Genomic DNA, 19,302 nt, shown 5'->3' with positions numbered 1-19,302 from the left:
ATGTGAGTGGGGTCACAATGGGGAAACGGAAAAGTTCTTTCGGAACAAGGATGGGTCTCAGCGCGGGCGTCGCGCTGATCGGCATTTGCGCGGGCTGGACGGCCCAGGCGCAGAATGCCGATACGACCCTCGCTCCGATCGTGCTCCAGGGCGAAGGCGAAAGCGGGACCGGACCCGTGAAAGGCTATGTCGCGAAGCGATCCACCACCGGCTCCAAGACCGACACGCCTCTCAACGAGATCCCGCAGGCCGTTTCCGTGGTCGGGCAGGAAGAGATGGACGACCGCGGCGTTGTCGACAAGGTCGATCAGGCGCTGCTCTACACCCCCGGCGTGCTCTCGCAGCCTTACGGTTCCGATCCGGATACCGACTGGATCTATGTCCGCGGCTTCAACGCCAGCCAAACCGGCCTTTTCCTCGATAACCTGGCACTGACCAGCCACGCCTTCGGCAATTTCCAGATCGATCCGTTCATACTGGAGCGTGTCGAAGTCCTGAAAGGCCCCGCCTCGGTCCTGCTCGGCGGCTCCAATGCCGGCGGTATCGTGAACCTCGTGCGCAAACGCCCGACCGATGAGCCCTATTTCTATACGGAGCTCGGCATCGACAGCAACGGAAACGGCTTCGGCGGTTTCGATATTTCCGACAAGGCGGACGAAAGCGGCGTCGTCAGCTACCGCCTGACCGGCAAGCTTTCCGGTGGCGACGGCTATGCAGACTATCAGGACGACATCCGCGGCGTCTTCATGCCGCAGGTGACGTGGCAGCCCGACGACGCGACGAGCCTCAACGTATATGCCTATGTCAGCCGGCTCGACCAGACCCATACGACCAACGGCCTGTTGCCCTATGTCGGCACGGTGGTAGACAATCCCTTCTTCGGGAAGATCGATCGCGACAGCTTCCTCAGCGATTCGGACTTCGATATCGGCCGCGCGACGCAGGCAATGGTCGGATACGAATTCGAACACGAGTTCGAAGGCGGCTGGAAATTTACCCAGAACCTGCGTTACGGACATCTCGACAAGCGCGAGCGCCAAATGTATCCCTTCGACTGGCTGTCGCAGACCGACCCTCTGGTCCAGCTCTACGCCGACGACGTCCGGTCGAAAGCGGATTCCTTTAATGTCGACAACAGGCTGGAGAACGAGTTCGATCTCGGTGGGGCGAACCACAAGATCATGGCCGGTCTCGACTATCGCTATTACCGCCTCGACAACGATCAGGTGGCGGCATTCGGGGAGTCGGTCAATCCGGACGATCTGGATCACGACCTGCCGTTCCCGCCGCTCGCCCCATTCACGCATCAAATCTATACGATCAACCAGGTCGGCGTGTATGCGCAAGACCAGATCAGGTTCGGCGACGGATGGATCATGACGCTGAACGGTCGCTTCGACTATCTGGACAGCGAAGTCGACGACCTGCGTCCCACCAACGCCGATTCCAGTCTGTCGGATACCGCCTGGAGCGGCCGTGCGGGTCTGGCCTATGAATTCGCCAACGGCGTGACGCCCTATGTCAGCGTCTCGACCTTCTTCACTCCGCTCGTCGGCGCCGGCGCCGACGGTGCCCTCAAGCCCGAAGAAGGCGAACAGTACGAGGCTGGCGTCAAGTACGAGCCGACCTGGTTCGACGGAGTTCTCACCGCCTCGGTCTTCCAGATCGACAAGCAAAACTACACCGTCTCCGTGCCCCTCCCCGGCGGGGGCATCGGCGACAGGCAGCTTGGCGAGGTCCGCTCCCGCGGCGTCGAACTCGAGGGCAAGTTCAATCTGAACCAGAACTGGAAGGTGATCGCTTCCGCATCCTATACGGACCTCGAATTCACCAGGAACCCCGGCAATCCGGCTATGGAAGGCAACACGCCGCTGTTGGTGCCGAACTCGCAGGCGGCGCTATGGCTGGACTACACGGTGACGGACGGTCCGCTTGAAGGCCTGGGCCTCGGGGCCGGCGTCCGCTATCGCGGCAAGTCCTGGGCGGACGACGCCAATACGCTGCGCGTTTCCGACGCCACCGTCTTCGATGCCGGCATTCGTTACGAAAAGAACGACTGGAAAGCCTCGCTCAACGTGACCAACCTGTTCGACGAGGAATATGTCTCGGGTTGCAACACCAACTTGTTCTGCGGCTACGGCCAGGCCCGCACCGCGACCTTCAAGCTCAGCAAGGTCTGGTAAGGCTCAACCGGTCCGCCTATGAGAGGGAGGCCTGCAAGGGCCTTCCTTTTGTCATCGGAGACATGTCGAAAGTGCCGCAGTTTACCCGCAGGACCATGCTTTCCGGAGCCGCCGCACTTTTGGCGACGGCCGGACGCGTCCATGCACAGGCGCCGGGGCTGCGCGTCGCCACGCTCGACTGGGCGCTCCTGGAGACGCTGCTGGCGGTGGGCGCCAACGTGGTGGCGGCGACCGAGCTTCGCCAGTTCCGGCAGGTCGCGGTCGAGCCGAAGATCCCGGAAGGTGTCGCCGATCTCGGCCTGCGCGGCACGCCGAATTTCGAGGTGCTGCGTTTTACCCGTCCCGACCTGATCTTCAACTCCAATTTCTATGCCTGGGCCGATCCTTTGATGAGCCGCATCGCGTCGGTGGAAAGCCATGCGATCTACAGGCCCGGCGAAAGCCCCTATGCGCTCGCGGAGCAGGCCACGCTTGCGATCGGCGAGCGTCTGCAGCTTCCGGCCGCACGCCGGATGGTCGACGAACTCGCGGCCAGGCTCGACCGATATCGATCGCTCTTCGCGAAAGGCGATGGCCGCCCCGTCCTGCCGATCAATCTCGGCGACGCCCGCCACTACCGGGTATTCGGCTCCGACAGCATGTTCGGGGAGGTTCTGCAACGCACGGGCCTGAAAAATGCCTGGACGGGCGCGACCAGTTATTCGGCCACCGCGCCCGTCGGCATCGAAACGCTTGCCTCCATGCCGGACGCCTGGATCGTCCTCATCCCGCCGCACCCGGAGGACGCTTTCCAGGCGCTGACCGAAAGCGCCTTCTGGAATGCGCTGCCCGCCGTACGCGAAAACCGGGTCCTGACGATCGGCTCCGTCAATCCCTACGGCGCATTGCCGGCGGCAAGCCGCTTTGCAGACTTCCTGGCGGAGGGATTTTCCCATGGCGGAAATGGCTAGCCTGCCGATGCCCGTGCGCGCGCCCTCCCCATCCCTGCTTCCCGCAGCCCTGCTCGGGATCGCCTGCATTGCCGCCTTCTCGCTGCTTCTGCTGTTCCGCCCGCAGGTGCCCGGAGATGCAGAAACGGCCGCAGCGCTCGACCGGATCCTGCTCTGGAGCAGCCTGGCTCCTCGTGCAGCCATCGCACTGATTTCCGGCGCAGCGCTCGGCCTTGCCGGCGCGCTCCTGCAGCGGGTGCTGCGCAACCCGATCGCCGACGCCTCGACGCTCGGCATCGCCTCCGGTGCGGAGCTGGCGCTCACGTTCGGCCTGAGCTTTTCGCCGCTTCTGATCGGCATCTCGCGGGAACTCGCGGCCTTTGCCGGAGGCCTTGCTGCCGTCGCCATCGTGCTGGCGCTCAGCTGGCGGCGCGGCCTCGATCCGGTCACGGTCGCCATTTCCGGCATGATCGTCAGCCTGATCGCCGCCTCGCTCAGCGTCACGCTGGTGCTCGCCCGCGGCGAATATGCCATGTCGATCCATATCTGGGGTGCCGGCGCGCTCAACCAGCAGGACTGGAGCGGCATGATCTCGCTCGCGCCACGGCTGGCGGCCGGCGTCGCTGCAGCGTTCCTGCTGCTCAGACCCCTCAACGTCCTGACGCTCGACGATTCCAGCGCAAAAAGCCTCGGCGTCGCGCTGCATGCGGCACGGTTCGCCATCCTTGTCCTCGCCGTCTGGCTCTCCGCCTCGGTGACGGCCACCGTCGGCGTCATCGGTTTCCTCGGGCTTGCCGCGCCGGCGATCGCAAAACTCTGCGGCGCGCGGACCACGGGACAGGTGATGATCGCCGCCCCACTGACGGGCGCCGCCGTCCTCTTCCTCGCCGACTGCCTGACGCAATTGCTGGGACCGGGATTTTCCGATCTCGCGCCGACGGGTGCGGCCACCGCCCTGCTCGGCGGTCCGCTGCTCCTGTTGCTGCTGCCGCGCGTCCATGGATTTTCCGCCGTCACCGCAACCCCGGATGCCGTCCTGCGGCATTTGCGGAAGCCCGGAACCGCCCTCGTCATCCTTGCCGCCTTGCTCGTGGCGATCTTTGCCGCCGTCCTGACCATCGGTCCGGCCGGGGGCGGCTGGAGCGTCGCGACGGGAGCGCTGTTCTCCGACCTCCTGCCCTTCCGCCTGCCCCGCATCGTTGCGGCCGGCGGCGCCGGCGCAATGCTGGGTGCGGCTGGCTTCCTCATGCAGCGCGTCACCGGCAATCCGATTGCGAGCCCCGAAGTCCTCGGCGTCTCGACGGGCGGCGGCGCCGGCCTCACCGTCGCACTCTTCCTCTTCGGCTTTCCCCCGCCGGCCGTCATGCTCTCCAGCATGGCGCTCGGCGCGCTTGCCGCCTTCCTCGTCATGATCGCCATCGCCGGCCGCTCAGGCCTTTCCGCCGAACGGCTGCTGCTTGCCGGCATAGCCATCAGCGCCTTCTCCATGGCGATCGTCAGCATGGTACTCGCCCAGGGCGATATGCGCAGCTACATCCTGCTCACCTGGATTTCCGGCTCCACCAACCGCGCCGGCAGCTTCGAGGCCTGGACCGCCGTGATTTCGCTCGCGGTGCTGACGGCGCCGCTCTTCCTCATGACGCGCTGGCTCGCCATCCTGCCGCTCGGCGCCGGCCTTTCCCGCAGCATCGGCCTTCGCGTCGCGCCGTCACGCCTGATGCTTGCCGTCCTCACCGCGCTGATGACGGCGATCTCGTCCTTCCTGGTCGGGCCGCTCAGCCTCACCGGCCTGATCGCGCCGCATCTCGCCCGGCTGATCGGTTTTCAGCGGCCGCATCATCAGCTCGCCGCGGCGATCCTGATCGGCGCCGGCGTGATGATCACGGCCGACTGGCTGTCGCGCGTCGTCATCTATCCCTACCAGGTGCCGGTCGGCCTCTTCGCGGCGCTGATCGGCGGGCCCTACCTTCTCTGGCTTCTCGGCCGGAGGGAAGCGAGATCATGATCGCCGAGCGCTTCGCACGCGCCGGCTAGCGCTTCAGCCCGCCGGCCCAAACATGGACGGTTTCCGCCATGGTGGCGAGGTGATCTGCGGCGGAAAAGCCGGAAATCTTCTTGCGCGGCTTCAGGTCGTGATCGCCGTCCTCCAGCCACAAGATCTCGATCCCGTCGGAGAGTTCGTAGCCGGCAACCTCTTCCCGCGTGCCGAATTCGTCGCGGGTCCCCTGGCAGATCAGTGCCGGCGTCGTCAGCCCCTTCAGGTGCTGCGTGCGAAGCTGTTCAGGCTTGCCGGGCGGATGGAAAGGATAGCCGAGGCAGAGAAGACCGGCGATCTTTCCCTCCGCATGCAGGTCGCCGGCAATCATGCTTGCGACCCGTCCGCCCATCGACTTGCCGCCGATGATGAGCGGCCCCTTCGCGCCGAACTCGGCGATCGCGTCCCGGTATTCCGGATTGAGTGTCTCGGCTCTGGGCGGCGGCTTGCGGTCGCCCGACATCCGCCGGGACGCCATGTAGCCGAATTCGAAGCGCGCCACGCGGAACCCCTTGGCCGAAAGCGCACTCGCCGCGGCCGTCATCGATGCCGAATCCATCGGCGCGCCGGCGCCATGCGCCAGCAAGATCGTAAATTCCGCATTCTCCGGCCCCTCGATCAGAAATCGTTCCGACATTTTGCTCCCTCATTTAGAGCGCATTTTTCACAGGTGCCCGTCGGCTCGGGAGGCCGCCGGGCGTCCTTGGGTCAGGGCGAGACGCGTTCGCCCGAAACGATGTTTAGCAGCGGGAGCCGGACCCGTCTCCTGCGCAAGAGACAGATGGAGGATATGTCATGAACGATGTGCAGAGCCTCAGACCCGCAATCGAGCTGGCGATGAAGAACGGGGTGCGGTTCCCCAACGAAAGCGCCGCATACCGGGAGGCGCGCGATGCCCTGCTTGCGGAGGAGATCGAGCTCAGGCGCCATATCGAACGTGTCGCCGAACAGAGGCGCCGGCTGCCGCCGGGCGGCGCAGTGCCCAGGAATTATGCGTTCGAGGGCGAGAACGGCCCGGTCTCGTTCGAAGACCTGTTCGCCGACAAGGAAACCCTGGTTGTCTACAGCTACATGTTCGGCCCGGAACGGGAGCGTCCCTGCCCCATGTGCACGTCCCTGCTCTCGTCCTGGGACGGGGAGGTCCCGGACATCCGGCAACGGGTGGCGTTCGCGGTCGTGGCCCGCTCGCCGATCAGGCGCCTGATCGACTTCAAGAACGAGCGGGGCTGGCATCACCTTCCGCTCTATTCGGACATGACAGGCGATTTCAGCCGGGACTATCACGCGCTCGGCGCGAACGGCAGCGACGATGCCGCCTTCAACGTCTTCACCCGCCGGGACGGGACCATGCGGCATTTCTGGAGCCAGGAAATGGGTGCGGTCACCGCCGATCCCGGACAGGACCCGCGCGGGGCGCCCGACCTCATGCCCCTCTGGACGATCCTCGACGCCACGCCGGAAGGGCGATCGCCGCACTGGTATCCGAAATTGTCCTACTCGGTCATCACCACGGCCTAAAGGCTTGAAGATGTTAGGACTTAGGTCCGAAGCGCCGGTTTTGGCGGAACGAAAAGGAGAGCCATGACGTTCCTCGGCCACCTCAACCGAAAGGAAAGTGGTCATGAACAAGTTGATTCTCATTTCTACCGCGATCGGCCTCGTTGCGACGGGTGCCGCCGCACAGGAAAGCACCGTCAACGGCGCCGTGGGCGGTGCTGTCACCGGCGCGATCGTCGGCGGTCCGGTCGGCGCAGCGGTGGGCGGCATCGTCGGTGCGGCAGCCGGCACGGCCATCGACCCGCCGCCGGAACGCGTCGTCACCTATGTCCGCGAACAGCCGGTCCAGCAGTCGGTCGTGGTCCGGGAGCGCGTCGTCGTCGGACAGCCGATCCCGCAGCAGGTGGTGCTCACTCCGGTTCCGGAAGCGCCGACCTATGCCTATGCGATCGTCAACGAGCAGCGCGTGATCGTCGATCCCCAGACCCATACCGTCGTGCAGATCATCGACTGACGGAATACCATCAATGCAAGGCCGTCGCACCCACCGGTGCGGCGGCCTTGCCTTTTAGGTCCCCTCTTTTCGATTCCCTCAGGAAAACAAATCATTAGCCGGCTTAAAAAAGCAAACGTTGTCGTCCACAGGAAATCTTTTCCGGCACTTTCCAGTCTCGCCTTTCACGCTTTATGACACATTTATGACAGTCGGAAAGATGCAAGGGGAGCCTCGTATGCTGGGCCTGTTCAGAAAACTGCTTCCCCGCGAGGATGCCTTCTTCGATCTTTTCGCGCAGCATTCCCGCACGGTGGTCGGCGCTGCGGAAGCCTTGAACGCACTGCTTGCCGGCAAGGACATCGACGGCAACTGCCAGCGCATCGTGACGCTTGAAGACGAGGCGGACGACATCACCCGCGAAGTTCTGCAGGCCATACGCCGCAGCTTCATCACTCCTTTCGACCGCGGCGACATCAAGGATCTCATCCAATCCATGGATGACGCGATCGACATGATGCACAAGACGGTCAAGACGATCCGGCTGTTCGAACAGACGAGCTTCGACCCGCTGATGCAGCAGATGGGCGGGGAGATCGTCCAGGCCGCGCATCTCATCGCAGAGGCGGTGCCGCTGCTCAACAGGATCGGCCCCAACGCGTCGCGGCTCGGCGCGATCGCCGAGGAGATCACCCGCGTCGAAGGCCGCTCCGACGACCTCTACGACCAGGGCCTCAAGGACCTCTTCCACCGTCACGGCACCGGCAACGCCATGGGCTTCCTCATCGGCAGCGAGATCTACGGCGAGCTCGAAAAGGTGCTCGACCGGTTCGAGGACGTCGCCAACGAGATCAGCGGCATCGTGATCGAGAATGTCTGATGGAAGCCTCCCTCGCCTTCCCGCTGCTCGTCGGATTGATCGGCATCGCACTCTTCTTCGACTTCCTGAACGGCCTGCATGACGCGGCGAACTCGATCGCAACCATCGTCTCCACCCGCGTGCTCAGGCCGCAATACGCGGTCTTCTGGGCGGCCTTCTTCAACTTCATCGCCTTCCTGTTCTTCGGCCTGCATGTGGCGGAAACGCTCGGCACCGGCATCATCGATCCGGATATCGTCTCGCCGCAGGTGATCTTCGCCGCGCTGATGGGGGCGATCATCTGGAACATCGCCACCTGGATTTTCGGCATTCCGTCGAGTTCGTCGCACGCGCTGATCGGCGGGCTGGTGGGCGCCGGTCTCGCCAAGGTGGGCCTCAGCTCGATCGTCTGGAGCGGCCTCACGAAAACCGTCGGCGCAATCTTCATGTCGCCGGCGATCGGCTTCTTCCTGGCCTTGACCCTGGTCCTGATCGTCTCGTGGGCCTTCGTGCGCCAGACGCCTTTCGCCGTCGACAGCACGTTCCGCGTGCTGCAATTCGTCTCCGCTTCGCTCTATTCGCTCGGCCATGGCGGCAACGACGCTCAGAAGACGATGGGCATCATCGCGGTCCTCCTCTATTCGCAAGGCTGTCTCGGCGGCGAGTTCCACGTGCCCTTCTGGGTGGTCATCACCTGCCAGGCGGCCATGGCGCTCGGCACGCTTTTCGGCGGCTGGCGCATCGTGCACACGATGGGATCGAAGATCACCAGGCTCAATCCCATGCAGGGCTTCTGCGCCGAAACGGGCGGCGCCCTGACGCTGTTCGGCGCGACCTGGCTCGGCATCCCGGTCTCGACAACCCACACCATCACCGGCGCGATCATCGGTGTCGGCACCGCTCGACGGGTCTCGGCAGTCCGCTGGGGCATCGCCAGCAATATCGTCTTCGCATGGTTCGTGACGCTTCCCGCCGCGGCGCTGATTTCCGCGCTGTTCTACTGGCTCGCCGGCCTTTTCCAGTGAGCGCCGGCCCCACCATGCGGCTGCAAATTTTTTGCATCGGCAGGGAACCATTTGCCCCCCTCGTCGTTCTTCATGGTTGGTATCCAGGGAGGAGACAAACATGCAAACAAGCTGGCAGAAACCTGTTCGCGTCGCATTCGGCCATCTGGGCACGGAGGTCATCAACGGACCGTTCGAGGCGTTGGCCCTGCTGACGGATCGCTGGCCGGACATGCGCGGACCGCACTTCGTCAAGGCCCGCAGCGCCTGCCGCGCAGCGCTCGACGGACGCAGATCGCCGGAGGAGGCGCGTCAGCATTTCGAGCAGGCGGTGAGCGAAGCCCAGCTCCATCTGAACTGAAAGCGGCGGGGCCGGTCGAAGGACCGGCCTTTTCAATTCCTTTTAGATTCGATCCTTTTCACATGCCGATGATGTCGCCGATGAACCGGAACGGGGAACCGGAGAAGGCGATCGGCGCGAACAGCACGAGAAAGCAGACGCATGGCCTGCGCTTTCCGGCGACCGGCCGGTGGTTCAGCGTCTCGTCCGCGATCGAGACGTCGCCTTCGCCGAAACGGCCCCGCTGGTCGTGGAATTCGCCCTCGAGCACCAGCGTCAGCTCCAGACCGTGATGGCGATGATGGGGCAGCGCCCTGCCCGGCCGCACCCACAGGAGGCTCGCCTCCACTTCGGAAGACTTTTCTATAACGTGCCGCCGAAGTCCTGGCAGCCTCAGTTTCCAGGGAATGTCGGGGAGATCGAAGCCCGCATAGGCCCGCAGCGAGGCCGGGAATTTCGACGCCGCGCCGATCTCCGACCGAGGGCCGGATGGCATAGGCGCTGAATTGACGATCTCCTGCAACCGCCGGTCTCGCGCGGAAACTGCCAGGGTATCGCCGTGATGCAGAGCGTCGCCGGCCAAATCCTCCAGCACCTCGGCAAACTCTGCTGCCGAAGCCCGCATTTCCAGATGCGCACCGATAAGGGCACGGGCCGGCTCCGGAAGAGAGCCGGACACGTAATGTGCGATCAGGAAATCCAACCTTTCGGAGCTCAGTGACATATCAAAGGCCAATTCGCGAGCGGAATTCACGCTGCGGATAAATTTCGAATGGCACGGTTCAGTATTGGCTTCAACAGCCTTGAGATACGCATGATCGGAAGTTCTTTTTACTACTTATAATATGATAATAATATTCTGAAATTTTTGATTGGATCGTGAATTCGTGCGAGGAGCCAAACGAAGCTTTCTTCCTGTTGAAACGTCGCTCCCGACGCTCCACCGACAGAAGATGGATTTTATCGACGCCCGCCCGTTCCCGAAACAGAATTTCTTGCTCTACGGCGCTTGTCCGCCGAAAAGACCGGTCTTAAATCAGCGCAGAACAACAAGGTGTCGCGATGAGCTCCTATTCCTCCGTCCTCGATGTGATCGGCAATACGCCCCTTCTTCGGCTCAAGGGCGCGTCCGAAGCGACCGGCTGCGAAATCCTGGGCAAGGCGGAGTTCCTGAACCCCGGCCAGTCGGTCAAGGACCGCGCAGCGCTCTACATCATCCGCGACGCGGAGAAGAAGGGTCTGCTCAGACCCGGCGGGATCATCGTCGAAGGGACGGCCGGCAATACCGGCATCGGCCTCACGCTGGTCGCCAAGGCGCTCGGATACCGCACCGTCATCGTCATTCCGGAAACCCAGAGCCAGGAAAAGAAGGACGCGCTGAAGCTTCTCGGCGCAGAGCTGGTCGAGGTGCCGGCGGTCCCCTACAAGAACCCGAACAATTACGTGAAGATCTCCGGCCGGCTTGCCGAAGAGCTCGCCAGGAGCGAACCTGCCGGCGCAATCTGGGCCAACCAGTTCGACAATGTCGCCAACCGCGAAGCGCATGTCGAGACGACCGCCCCGGAAATCTGGGAACAGACCGGCGGCAAGGTCGACGGCTTCATCTGCTCGGTCGGCTCGGGCGGCACGCTTGCCGGCGTCGCTCAGGGCCTGAAGGCGAAGAACCCGAACGTCAAGATCGGCATCGCCGATCCGGAGGGCGCGGCGCTCTACGAATTCTACGCCCATGGCGAGCTGAAAGCCGAGGGCAACTCGATCACCGAAGGCATCGGCCAGGGACGCATCACCGCCAATCTCGAAGGTTTCACGCCTGACTTCGCCTATCGCATCCCCGATGCCGAGGCGCTGCCTCACATCTTCGATCTGGTCGAGAACGAAGGCCTCTGCCTCGGCGGCTCCACCGGCATCAACATTGCCGGCGCCATCCGGCTCGCCAGGGATCTCGGCCCCGGCCATACGATCGTGACGATCCTTTGCGACTACGGCAACCGCTATCAGTCGAAGCTCTTCAATCCCGACTTCCTGAAGTCGAAGGGCCTCCCGGTGCCGGCCTGGCTGACGCAGAAGCGGCAGATCCCCGTTCCCTTCCAGACCGCCTGATATCCGAGAATAGAGCGATCCATGCCCGTTGAAGCCCTCTACCGCGACGACTTCTACCTATCGACGGCCGAAGCGGTGGTGACGGCCATCCACGAGGACGGCGGCATCGAGCTGGACCGCACGTGCTTCTACGCCTCCTCCGGCGGGCAGCCCGGAGACACGGGCTTGCTGGAACGCGCCGACGGCACGAAGATCGCGCTCGGCCAGACGAAGCACGGCGCCACCAAGGACATCGTCATCCACGTACCGCTCGAAGGCGAGCCGCAGCCGCTTCTCGGCGAGAAGCTGGTGCTGCATATCGACTGGCCGCGCCGGTACAAGCTGATGCGCATGCATACCGCCTGCCACCTGCTCTCCGTCGTCTGCCCCTATCCGATCACCGGGGCTGCGGTCGGGGAGGACGAATCCCGCGTCGATTTCGACATGACCGAGACGATAGACAGGCAAGAAGTGACGGCGAAGCTCATGGAACTCGTCGCCCAGAACCACCCCGTCTACGTTCAGTGGATCACCGACGAGGAGCTTGCCGCCAACCCCGGCATCGTCAAATCGAAGAACGTCCGCCCGCCGATCGGCATGGGCCGCGTCAGCCTCGTCTGCATCGGCGAAAACTCCAGCGTTGACAGCCAGCCCTGCGGCGGCACACATGTCTCCGAAACGCAGGAGGTCGGGGCGATTCACATCGCCAAGATCGAAAAGAAGGGCAAGGAAAACCGCCGTTTTCGCATCCGGTTCGGCGAACCTGCCGCAGAGGGCTGATTTTCGGCCGTAAGGGAGACATGTCATGAGCGAAACCAGCCGTTTCGTCGTTTCGTCCGAGTGGCTTCAGAGCGAGCTCGGCAGCCCGGACCTGAAAATCCTCGACGCCTCCTTCTATCTGCCGGCGCAAAACCGCGATGCCGACGCCGAATATGCGGCCGGGCATATTCCGGGCGCCCTGCGTTTCGACCATGACAAGGTCGCCGATCATTCGACCGGCCTGCCGCATATGGTCCCCGCGCCGGAGGTCTTCGCCGAAACCGTCGGCAAGATGGGCATAAGCGAGACCGACCGCATCGTCATCTATGACGGCCCGGGCATCTTCTCCGCGCCACGCGGCTGGTGGCTGTTCCGCATCATGGGCGCCAGAGAGGTCTTCGTCCTCGACGGCGGCCTCGACGGCTGGAAGGCGGAAGACCGGCCGCTCGAAACGGCGGTTCCCTCGCCCGAGCCGGCCGTCTTCACGCCGAATTTCCGCCTAGACAAGGTGATCGATTTCCAGACCATGCTGTCGATCGTCAGCGAGGGTTCGCGGCAGATTGCCGACGCGCGCTCGGCGGGCCGCTTCGCCGGCACCGAACCGGAACCCCGCGCCGGCATGCGCTCGGGCCATATGCCGGGTGCGGTCAGCCTGCCCTCCGGCACCTTCTCGGTAAACGGCAAGCTTCGTTCGCTGCCGGAACTCCGCAAGGCGATCGAGGATGCCGGCATCGATTTCGGCCAGCCGGTCGTCACGAGCTGCGGCTCGGGCATCACCGCGGCGATCATCACGCTGGCGCTCGAATCCCTCGGCCATGAGGACAACGCTCTCTATGACGGCTCCTGGACCGAATGGGGCAGCCGCCAGGATACGCCGGTCGTCACCGGTCCGCCGGCATCCAAAGCCTGATATCGATGGCCAAGAAGCCCGCTCCGCTCACGGCTCATGTCACCCGGCTTGAAATGACGGCACCGCCCAAGGCGAGCCTGCCCGTGCCAGTGAACATCCAGACGGCTATCATCCGCGCAACGGATATTCCGCTGCATTACTATCGCTATCTTTACCGGCAGGTGGGCAAGCGCTGGCACTGGTACAAGCGGCTCAGGATGACCGACGAGGAACTCGCCGGGGCGATCCACGATCCACGCGTTTCCGTCACCGTGCTTTACGTCAACGGCGCGCCGGCCGGCTTCTTCGAGCTGTTCAAGGAAAGCGAGGAGGTCGTCGAGCTTTCCTATTTCGGCCTGTTCGAGCGGGCGATCGGGCTCGGCATCGGCAAATGGTTCCTGCTGCAGGCGCTTTATGCGGCCTGGCAGGACAATCCCCAGAAGGTCACCGTCACCACCAACACGCTCGACCATCCGCGTGCGCTGCAGCTCTACCAGATGATGGGATTTTCTCCGGTTTCGACCTACGAGGCCCTGGTCCAGCCGATGACGGACGCGGAACTCATCAAAGTGCTGGACGCCTGAGACCCGGCAAGAATCGGGTGGTTTCGCCCTCCGTTTGGCGGCATCCTGGCAAACCGACAAAGGAGTTTGCCATGACCATCGCCTTCACCGCCATGCCGACCAAGGATGCGGCACACCTCTGGAACGGCGGCGCCGACGCTTACGGTCACCGGCCGGAGACAAAGATCTCGGACGGTCCGGGCCATCCCTGCCGCCATTGTCTGAGGAACATCGATGCTGGCGAGGAAATCCTCGTGCTGGCCTATCGCCCTTTTCCCGATCTGCAGCCCTATGCCGAAACCGGCCCGATCTTCCTGCATAAAGAGCCGTGCGAGCGTTATGCGGCACAGGAAGTCGTGCCGCCCATGCTGTCGAGCACGGACTATATCGTGCGCGGCTACGGCCATGACGACCGCATTGTCTACGGGAGCGGCGCCGTGACGCCGACGGAGAAGATCGCGTCGCGTGCTGCGGAACTGCTCGCGCGGGAGGACATCGCCTATGTGCATGTCCGCTCGGCCCGCAACAATTGCTATCAGTGCCGGATCGACAAGATCGAGGCGCCGGCATTTACTGATGGCGGCCTCGCCATCTAAAGATTACGCCACAAAGGGGTTCGATATCATCACACCCGAATGAAGGGTTGAGGGTTGAGCCCGCTCAACGAACCTTCGCTCGGTCCCGAGCTGCACCGGGCCATCGCTAAAGCTGATTGCTTACCTCAACGAGGTTGCCATCCGGATCCTTGAAGTAGACGGATAGGATCTTGCCCATCGCTCCGGTCCGTTCGCCAGGTCCGTCGACAATCTCTATACCTTTGCGCTTGAGGTGTCGAACGACTGCATCCAGCGGTGTGTCTGTGAGCAGACAGAAATTGCCGCTGCCTGGAACCGTGTCGCGGGCGATGCCTGGCGATGCGACGGCGTCCTGAAGGCTGATCTTGTTGGCACCGAAATGCAGCGACCATTTTCCCGGACGCTCTTCCCGCGCCTCCATGTTCAGGACGCCTTCGTAAAAGCGGCAGGTGGCGGCGACATCGAGAACACAGAGTACGATATGGTCAAGTCCGCGCATTTTCATGTCGCCATTCTACCGCTTTCCCCGGTGCGGCGCGAGCAGCAATGAAAAGCTATTCACTCGCGGCTCTCGTCAGCAGCCACACCGCAAACGCGCGAACCGGCTGAAAGCGATCGCAAATCCTCCCGCAAGTGATGTTTCGCGAGCGTGATTCCTTCGCCCGTTTATAACGCAACGGAGCAAGGGAGCGCCGGGACAGCGTTCCCTTTCTGCAAGCTGGTCAGGCGTCGCCCTGGTCTTGATCCCGGTCGAGGTTTTCCGCGATCTCCAGCAGCAGCTTGACGAACTCGCCGGCCTTTTTCTCGTCGGCTTGCAGCTTGCGGGCGATCACCTCGCGGAGATTCAACATGGCCGCATCGACGCTGCGCGGCAGGTTCGGCCCGCCGTCTCGGCCGCGCTCGTGGCGTTCCTGCCGCTGCTTGATCCGTTCCGCGATCTGCGAAAGCCGGTCGAGGATGACCGCCGCGAAATTCCGGTTCTCGTCGAGATATTTGCGGCCTTCGTCGGTAATCGCGTAACGCTTCTTGTTGCCGTCCGCCTCGGCCACGACATAGCCCGCCTCTTCGAGATAGGTGAGCGTCGGATAGATGACGCCCGGGCTCGGAGCGTAGAAGCCGTAGGTCAGGTCCTCGATATGCTTGATGATCTCGTAGCCGTGGCGCGGTTCCTTCTCGATCAACGCCAGCACGACCAGGCGCAGGTCGCCCTGCATCAGGAAGCGACCGATGCGGCCATCGCCCTCGTCGCCGAAACCACGGCCGCCGCCAGGCCCACCGCCCGATCCGCCGCGTCCGCCAAAACCGCGGCCGAACGGCCCGCCCCGCATCGCAAACAGCCCTTCATAGTCGCCCCGACCCCGTCCGCCGCGGCCATTGCATCCATCAAACCGATGTCCAAACATGATCTTCTCCTTCAAAATTGCCTTTCGATATATCTAAAGATAGAGCATCTTGCGTCTGGGTCAAGCACTTCGATATATCTAAATCATATCTGATTGATTTTGAACGAAAGAACCTCCGTGTCGGGGCTGCTGACAAGGTCCGGACCTGTCCGCCGTCATCCTCGGGCTTGTCCCGAGGATCTGCAAACGCATGATTTATTGGCGTGGTTGGATCCTCGGGGACAAGCCCGAGGATGACGTTCCGGCAAAATCGGAAACGCCGACGCGGAGACGCCGGCGTTTCCAAAGAAATGCTTCGGGTTACCCGATATCGATACGTTTCGATATATCGAAAAAGATCAAGCCACGTTCAGCAGGCTCTCCGGTGCGCACGCCTCGTAGCCGAGAGCCTCCGCGACCGGCCTGTTGGTCACCCGGCCCTTATGGACGTTCAAGCCGTTGCGCAGGTGCTTGTCTTCCGCAATGGCCCGCAGGCCGCGGTCGGCGAGCGCCAGACCATGGTACAGCGTCGCGTTGTTCAGCGCATGGGCGGAGGTCACCGGCACCGCGCCCGGCATGTTCGCCACGCAATAATGCACGATGCCGTCCACCTCGTAGGTCGGCTCGGAATGGGTCGTGGCATGCGAGGTCTCGAAGCAGCCGCCCTGGTCGATCGCCACATCCACCATGACCGCGCCCTGCTTCATGCCGGACAGCATCTCGCGGCTGACGAGCTTCGGCGCGGCAGCGCCCGGGATCAGCACCGCGCCGATGACGAGATCGGCAGAAAAGACCTCCTCTTCCACCGCGTCGATTGTCGAATAACGGGTATGGACGCGGCCGTTGAAGATATCGTCGAGCTGGCGGAGCCGCGGCAGCGAACGATCGATGATGGTGACGTCGGCGCCGAGACCCGCCGCCATCTTCGCCGCATGCAGGCCGACGACGCCGCCGCCGATGACGGCGACCTTGGCGGGCAGAACGCCCGGCACGCCGCCGAGCAGGATGCCCCGGCCGCCATTCGCCTTCTGTAGCGCGGTCGCGCCCGCCTGGATCGCCAGCCGGCCTGCGACTTCCGACATCGGAGCCAGGAGCGGCAGCCCGCCACGCTCGTCGGTCACCGTCTCGTAGGCCACGGCCGTCACGCCGGAGGCAAGCAGGCCCTTTGTCTGCTCCGGATCGGGAGCGAGGTGGAGATAGGTATAGAGGATCTGGCCTTCGCGGAGCTGCACCCATTCGCCGGGCTGGGGCTCCTTGACCTTAACGACCATGTCGGATTTTTCGAAGATTTCTTTTGCAGTGCCGACGATCCTGGCGCCGGCGGCAATATAGGCGGCATCATCCGCGCCGATGCCGGCGCCCGCCTTGGTTTCGATGAGGACCTCGTGGCCATGGGCCACATATTCACGCACCGCGCCGGGCGTCAGGCCCACACGGTATTCATGGTTTTTGATTTCCTTCGGGCACCCGACACGCATGCAGCGTTCCTCTCAGTTTGGTGGCTTTCGCCGTTGACGTTCCCAGCACCAGAGCAAACCAGAGAATCGGCGGAATGTCCTTGCGAAGAGGAATTGCGCAAACGCCGTTTTTCGATGATTATTGCGTGAAAGACGCACTTTTCGAAGGATATTCGAATGACAAGCCTGGATGCCATCGATCTTGCGATCATGCGGACCCTGCAGGACAACGGCCGCATTTCCAATGCGGAGCTTGCGGAGCGCGTCGGCCTGTCTCCTTCAGCCTGCTCGCGACGCCTCGACATCCTCGAAAAGAACGGCACGATCAGCGGCTATCACGCCCGTCTTTCCAACAAGGCGCTCGACTACAAGATGATGGTGATCGTCCATATCTCCCTGTCGGGCCAGTTCGCCAAGACGCTCGCCGAATTCGAGGCTGCGGTGAAGCTCTGCCCCAACGTGCTCGTCTGCTACCTGATGTCGGGGGAATACGACTATATTCTGCGCGTTGCGGCCAAGGACCTGGAAGACTACGAGCGCATCCATCGCGACTGGCTCTCGGCACTGCCGCATGTGGTGAAGATCAATTCGAGCTTTGCACTGCGGGAGATCATCGACCGCCCGAACGTGGGGCTATGAGACGCCGATCAGGATTGCTCCGGCCGCCACGACAAGGCAGGCGGCGATGCGCTTTACCGAAAGCGTCTCCCCGAGGAAAAGCCAGCCGATCAGCACGGCGAAGACCACGCTGGTTTCCCGAAGCGCCGAGACCGGGCCGGCCGGCGCCATGGAATAGGCCAGCAGGACCGCGCCATAGGAGACCAGCGACACGAGCCCCCCGCCGACCGCTTTCATCGTCTCGCGAGACCGCAGATCGATACGCAGAGGCCCGCGCATGACGACAAAGGCGATCGCCAGCAAGATGCCCGGCAGCACGAAAACCCAGGTGATATAGGCAGCGGTATTGCCGGAAATACGGATGCCGATCGCATCGACGGTGGAATAGCCGGCAATCGAGACGCCGGTTGCGAGCGCATAGAGCATGGAGCTTAAAGACGCGCGCCCTTTTCCGAGCGCCAGCAGCATGATGCCGATGACGACGCAGCCGACGCCGAGCATGGCGAGCGGCAGCAACACGTCTCCCGCGAAGACCAGGCCGCCGAATGTGACAAGCAGCGGCGCGCTGCCGCGGATGATCGGATAGACCTGCCCCAATTCCCCTTGTCTGTAGGCGGCGACGAGAAGCAGACCATAGGCGAGCTGGAAGAAAGCCGAGCCGACGAGGTAAGGCCAGGCTCCAGCCGTCGGCAGAGGCAGGACCAGCGCAACGGGAATGGCGGCAACGGTCATCGCAAGCGTCATGACCGTCATCATCCAGAAGCGATCGGCGCCGGAGCGCAGGAACGCATTCCAGCTCGCATGGAGGATCGCGGCAAAAAGGGCAAGACCGATGACGGAGACGCTCAATGCCGGTCACCTGCCGCTGCGATGAGCACGGACGCGGCTTTTCCGGCGCTCCGTATCGCCTCCTCCCCCTGCCCCATCTCTGCCATCAGGGTGGCTCCTTCGATCAGCATCAGGATTACAGCGGCCAGGCTTTCGGCCTCCCGGGCCGGAACCTTGACGGCGAGAATATCGGCCATGCGTCGCCTGAGATCGGCTTTCTGCTTCGCTGCGGCTTCAAAGATCGGCGTGCCGGGCTCGGCATATTCGGCAAGCGCATGCGCAAACAGGCACCCGTGAAAATCCGGTCGCAGAAACCAGCGCCGGTACCAATCGAAAATGGCATCAATTTTCTGCTCAGGCGCTCCCGGCGATACGGTCAGGCGATCGAGCTGATCTTCAAAGCGTTGGGCCCGGTATTCCAGCACTTCGATAATCAGTTGCTCCTTCGAGGGAAAATTCCGGTACATCGTCATCTTCGCCACGTCCGCTTCGGCAATGATGCGATCGATTCCAGTGGCATGGAAGCCAGCCCGCTTGAACAGCCGGTAAGCAGTTTCGACGATGTGCCGCCGCTTTGCGGGGCGTTCGGAAGACGGAGCGGAAGACATACAAGCCTTGTGATGAGACAGGTCTGTATCTTTACGCCGATCGGGATCAAGCGTCAAGGGAACGGGGCTTGCGTTCGGCTGCGCGAGATCATCGACCGTCCCAATGTTGGACTCCGAGGGAATTCGCTCGATTTTTAGGGATCGCCCTAAACGGTTTTCAACGAGCGGCATGTATCATCCGGGTCGAGGAATAACCGGGGCGAT

21 protein-coding genes are annotated in these 19,302 nt (G+C 63.1%); 14 read left to right on the top strand and 7 right to left on the bottom strand.

The window, feature by feature from the left end:
- The first annotated feature begins 50 nt into the window (after window positions 1-50).
- The 3 genes from ACMGE0_RS08830 (at window position 51) to fhuB (ending at window position 5,117) form a co-directional block, all read left to right on the top strand.
- Window positions 51-2,183 (top strand): TonB-dependent siderophore receptor, encoded by a 2,133-nt coding sequence (locus tag ACMGE0_RS08830; RefSeq protein ID WP_436815465.1) that lies wholly within the window; start codon window positions 51-53, stop codon window positions 2,181-2,183.
- A 62-nt stretch (window positions 2,184-2,245) separates the two neighbouring features.
- Window positions 2,246-3,133, top strand: coding sequence for an ABC transporter substrate-binding protein (locus ACMGE0_RS08825; RefSeq protein WP_436815464.1), 888 nt, complete (start codon window positions 2,246-2,248; stop codon window positions 3,131-3,133).
- Window positions 3,117-5,117 carry a Fe(3+)-hydroxamate ABC transporter permease FhuB gene (gene fhuB / locus ACMGE0_RS08820; protein ID WP_436815463.1) on the top strand — a complete coding sequence of 667 codons (2,001 nt, stop codon included), beginning with the start codon at window positions 3,117-3,119 and terminating at the stop codon, window positions 5,115-5,117. Before ACMGE0_RS08825 ends, fhuB begins: the two co-directional genes overlap by 17 nt.
- Before the next feature lie 25 nt (window positions 5,118-5,142).
- On the opposite strand, the gene ACMGE0_RS08815 is transcribed toward fhuB, so the two are convergent.
- Window positions 5,143-5,784: an alpha/beta hydrolase family protein gene (locus ACMGE0_RS08815; protein ID WP_436815462.1), complete on the bottom strand. Its 642-nt coding sequence runs from the start codon at window positions 5,782-5,784 to the stop codon at window positions 5,143-5,145.
- A 158-nt stretch (window positions 5,785-5,942) separates the two neighbouring features.
- Here ACMGE0_RS08815 and ACMGE0_RS08810 point away from each other — a divergent pair, with 158 nt between their 5' ends.
- The 5 genes from ACMGE0_RS08810 (at window position 5,943) to ACMGE0_RS08790 (ending at window position 9,361) form a co-directional block, all read left to right on the top strand.
- Window positions 5,943-6,665 carry a DUF899 family protein gene (locus ACMGE0_RS08810; RefSeq protein ID WP_436815461.1) on the top strand — a complete coding sequence of 241 codons (723 nt, stop codon included), beginning with the start codon at window positions 5,943-5,945 and terminating at the stop codon, window positions 6,663-6,665.
- Window positions 6,666-6,768: 103 nt separating this feature from the next.
- Window positions 6,769-7,158: a DUF1236 domain-containing protein gene (locus ACMGE0_RS08805; protein ID WP_436815460.1), complete on the top strand. Its 390-nt coding sequence runs from the start codon at window positions 6,769-6,771 to the stop codon at window positions 7,156-7,158.
- Window positions 7,159-7,375: 217 nt separating this feature from the next.
- A complete protein-coding gene (locus ACMGE0_RS08800; RefSeq protein ID WP_436815459.1) occupies window positions 7,376-8,017 on the top strand; it encodes a DUF47 family protein in 642 nt (213 codons plus the stop codon).
- A complete protein-coding gene (locus ACMGE0_RS08795; protein ID WP_436815458.1) occupies window positions 8,017-9,021 on the top strand; it encodes an inorganic phosphate transporter in 1,005 nt (334 codons plus the stop codon). The genes ACMGE0_RS08800 and ACMGE0_RS08795 overlap by 1 nt, the downstream gene beginning before the upstream one ends.
- Before the next feature lie 100 nt (window positions 9,022-9,121).
- Window positions 9,122-9,361 (top strand): DUF982 domain-containing protein, encoded by a 240-nt coding sequence (locus ACMGE0_RS08790; RefSeq protein WP_436815457.1) that lies wholly within the window; start codon window positions 9,122-9,124, stop codon window positions 9,359-9,361.
- 58 nt (window positions 9,362-9,419) lie between these two features.
- Here the strand turns inward: ACMGE0_RS08790 and ACMGE0_RS08785 are convergent, their stop codons facing one another.
- A complete protein-coding gene (locus ACMGE0_RS08785; protein ID WP_436815456.1) occupies window positions 9,420-10,064 on the bottom strand; it encodes a cupin domain-containing protein in 645 nt (214 codons plus the stop codon).
- Window positions 10,065-10,402: 338 nt separating this feature from the next.
- On the opposite strand from ACMGE0_RS08785, the gene ACMGE0_RS08780 reads away from it, so the two are divergent.
- From ACMGE0_RS08780 to ACMGE0_RS08760, 5 genes are all read left to right on the top strand, one after another.
- Window positions 10,403-11,440: a cysteine synthase A gene (locus ACMGE0_RS08780; RefSeq protein WP_436815455.1), complete on the top strand. Its 1,038-nt coding sequence runs from the start codon at window positions 10,403-10,405 to the stop codon at window positions 11,438-11,440.
- A 21-nt stretch (window positions 11,441-11,461) separates the two neighbouring features.
- Entirely contained in the window at window positions 11,462-12,199 is a 738-nt protein-coding gene (locus ACMGE0_RS08775; protein WP_436815454.1) for an alanyl-tRNA editing protein, read from the top strand.
- A 25-nt stretch (window positions 12,200-12,224) separates the two neighbouring features.
- Complete coding sequence (sseA, locus tag ACMGE0_RS08770; protein ID WP_436815453.1) at window positions 12,225-13,088, top strand: 3-mercaptopyruvate sulfurtransferase; 864 nt, start codon at window positions 12,225-12,227, stop codon at window positions 13,086-13,088.
- A gap of 5 nt (window positions 13,089-13,093) precedes the next feature.
- The gene (locus ACMGE0_RS08765) at window positions 13,094-13,651 is read left to right on the top strand and encodes a GNAT family N-acetyltransferase (RefSeq protein ID WP_436815452.1); all 558 of its coding nucleotides are present in this window, start codon (window positions 13,094-13,096) and stop codon (window positions 13,649-13,651) included.
- Window positions 13,652-13,722: 71 nt separating this feature from the next.
- Window positions 13,723-14,226 carry a DUF1203 domain-containing protein gene (locus tag ACMGE0_RS08760; protein ID WP_436815451.1) on the top strand — a complete coding sequence of 168 codons (504 nt, stop codon included), beginning with the start codon at window positions 13,723-13,725 and terminating at the stop codon, window positions 14,224-14,226.
- 106 nt (window positions 14,227-14,332) lie between these two features.
- On the opposite strand, the gene ACMGE0_RS08755 is transcribed toward ACMGE0_RS08760, so the two are convergent.
- The 3 genes from ACMGE0_RS08755 to ald all read right to left on the bottom strand — a co-directional run bounded on the left by ACMGE0_RS08755 (window position 14,333) and on the right by ald (window position 17,065).
- Complete coding sequence (locus tag ACMGE0_RS08755; RefSeq protein WP_436815450.1) at window positions 14,333-14,710, bottom strand: VOC family protein; 378 nt, start codon at window positions 14,708-14,710, stop codon at window positions 14,333-14,335.
- 217 nt (window positions 14,711-14,927) lie between these two features.
- A complete protein-coding gene (locus ACMGE0_RS08750; RefSeq protein ID WP_436815449.1) occupies window positions 14,928-15,608 on the bottom strand; it encodes a PadR family transcriptional regulator in 681 nt (226 codons plus the stop codon).
- Window positions 15,609-15,946: 338 nt separating this feature from the next.
- The gene (ald, locus tag ACMGE0_RS08745; protein ID WP_436815448.1) at window positions 15,947-17,065 is read right to left on the bottom strand and encodes an alanine dehydrogenase; all 1,119 of its coding nucleotides are present in this window, start codon (window positions 17,063-17,065) and stop codon (window positions 15,947-15,949) included.
- A gap of 156 nt (window positions 17,066-17,221) precedes the next feature.
- Between ald and ACMGE0_RS08740 the strand changes: the two genes are divergently transcribed.
- The gene (locus ACMGE0_RS08740; protein WP_436815447.1) at window positions 17,222-17,683 is read left to right on the top strand and encodes an Lrp/AsnC family transcriptional regulator; all 462 of its coding nucleotides are present in this window, start codon (window positions 17,222-17,224) and stop codon (window positions 17,681-17,683) included.
- On the opposite strand, the gene ACMGE0_RS08735 is transcribed toward ACMGE0_RS08740, so the two are convergent.
- Window positions 17,678-18,511 (bottom strand): DMT family transporter, encoded by an 834-nt coding sequence (locus ACMGE0_RS08735; protein WP_436815446.1) that lies wholly within the window; start codon window positions 18,509-18,511, stop codon window positions 17,678-17,680. The two genes, ACMGE0_RS08740 and ACMGE0_RS08735, sit on opposite strands and share 6 nt — an antisense overlap.
- Window positions 18,508-19,269, bottom strand: coding sequence for a TetR/AcrR family transcriptional regulator (locus tag ACMGE0_RS08730; protein ID WP_436815445.1), 762 nt, complete (start codon window positions 19,267-19,269; stop codon window positions 18,508-18,510). The genes ACMGE0_RS08735 and ACMGE0_RS08730 overlap by 4 nt, the downstream gene beginning before the upstream one ends.
- Between the last annotated feature and the right edge of the window lie 33 nt (window positions 19,270-19,302).

Source organism: Neorhizobium descurainiae, assembly GCF_051400715.1.
Taxonomy (GTDB): domain Bacteria; phylum Pseudomonadota; class Alphaproteobacteria; order Rhizobiales; family Rhizobiaceae; genus Neorhizobium.
The sequence above is the reverse complement of the archived record's forward strand: the minus strand, read 5'-3'. Positions and strand labels throughout refer to the sequence as shown.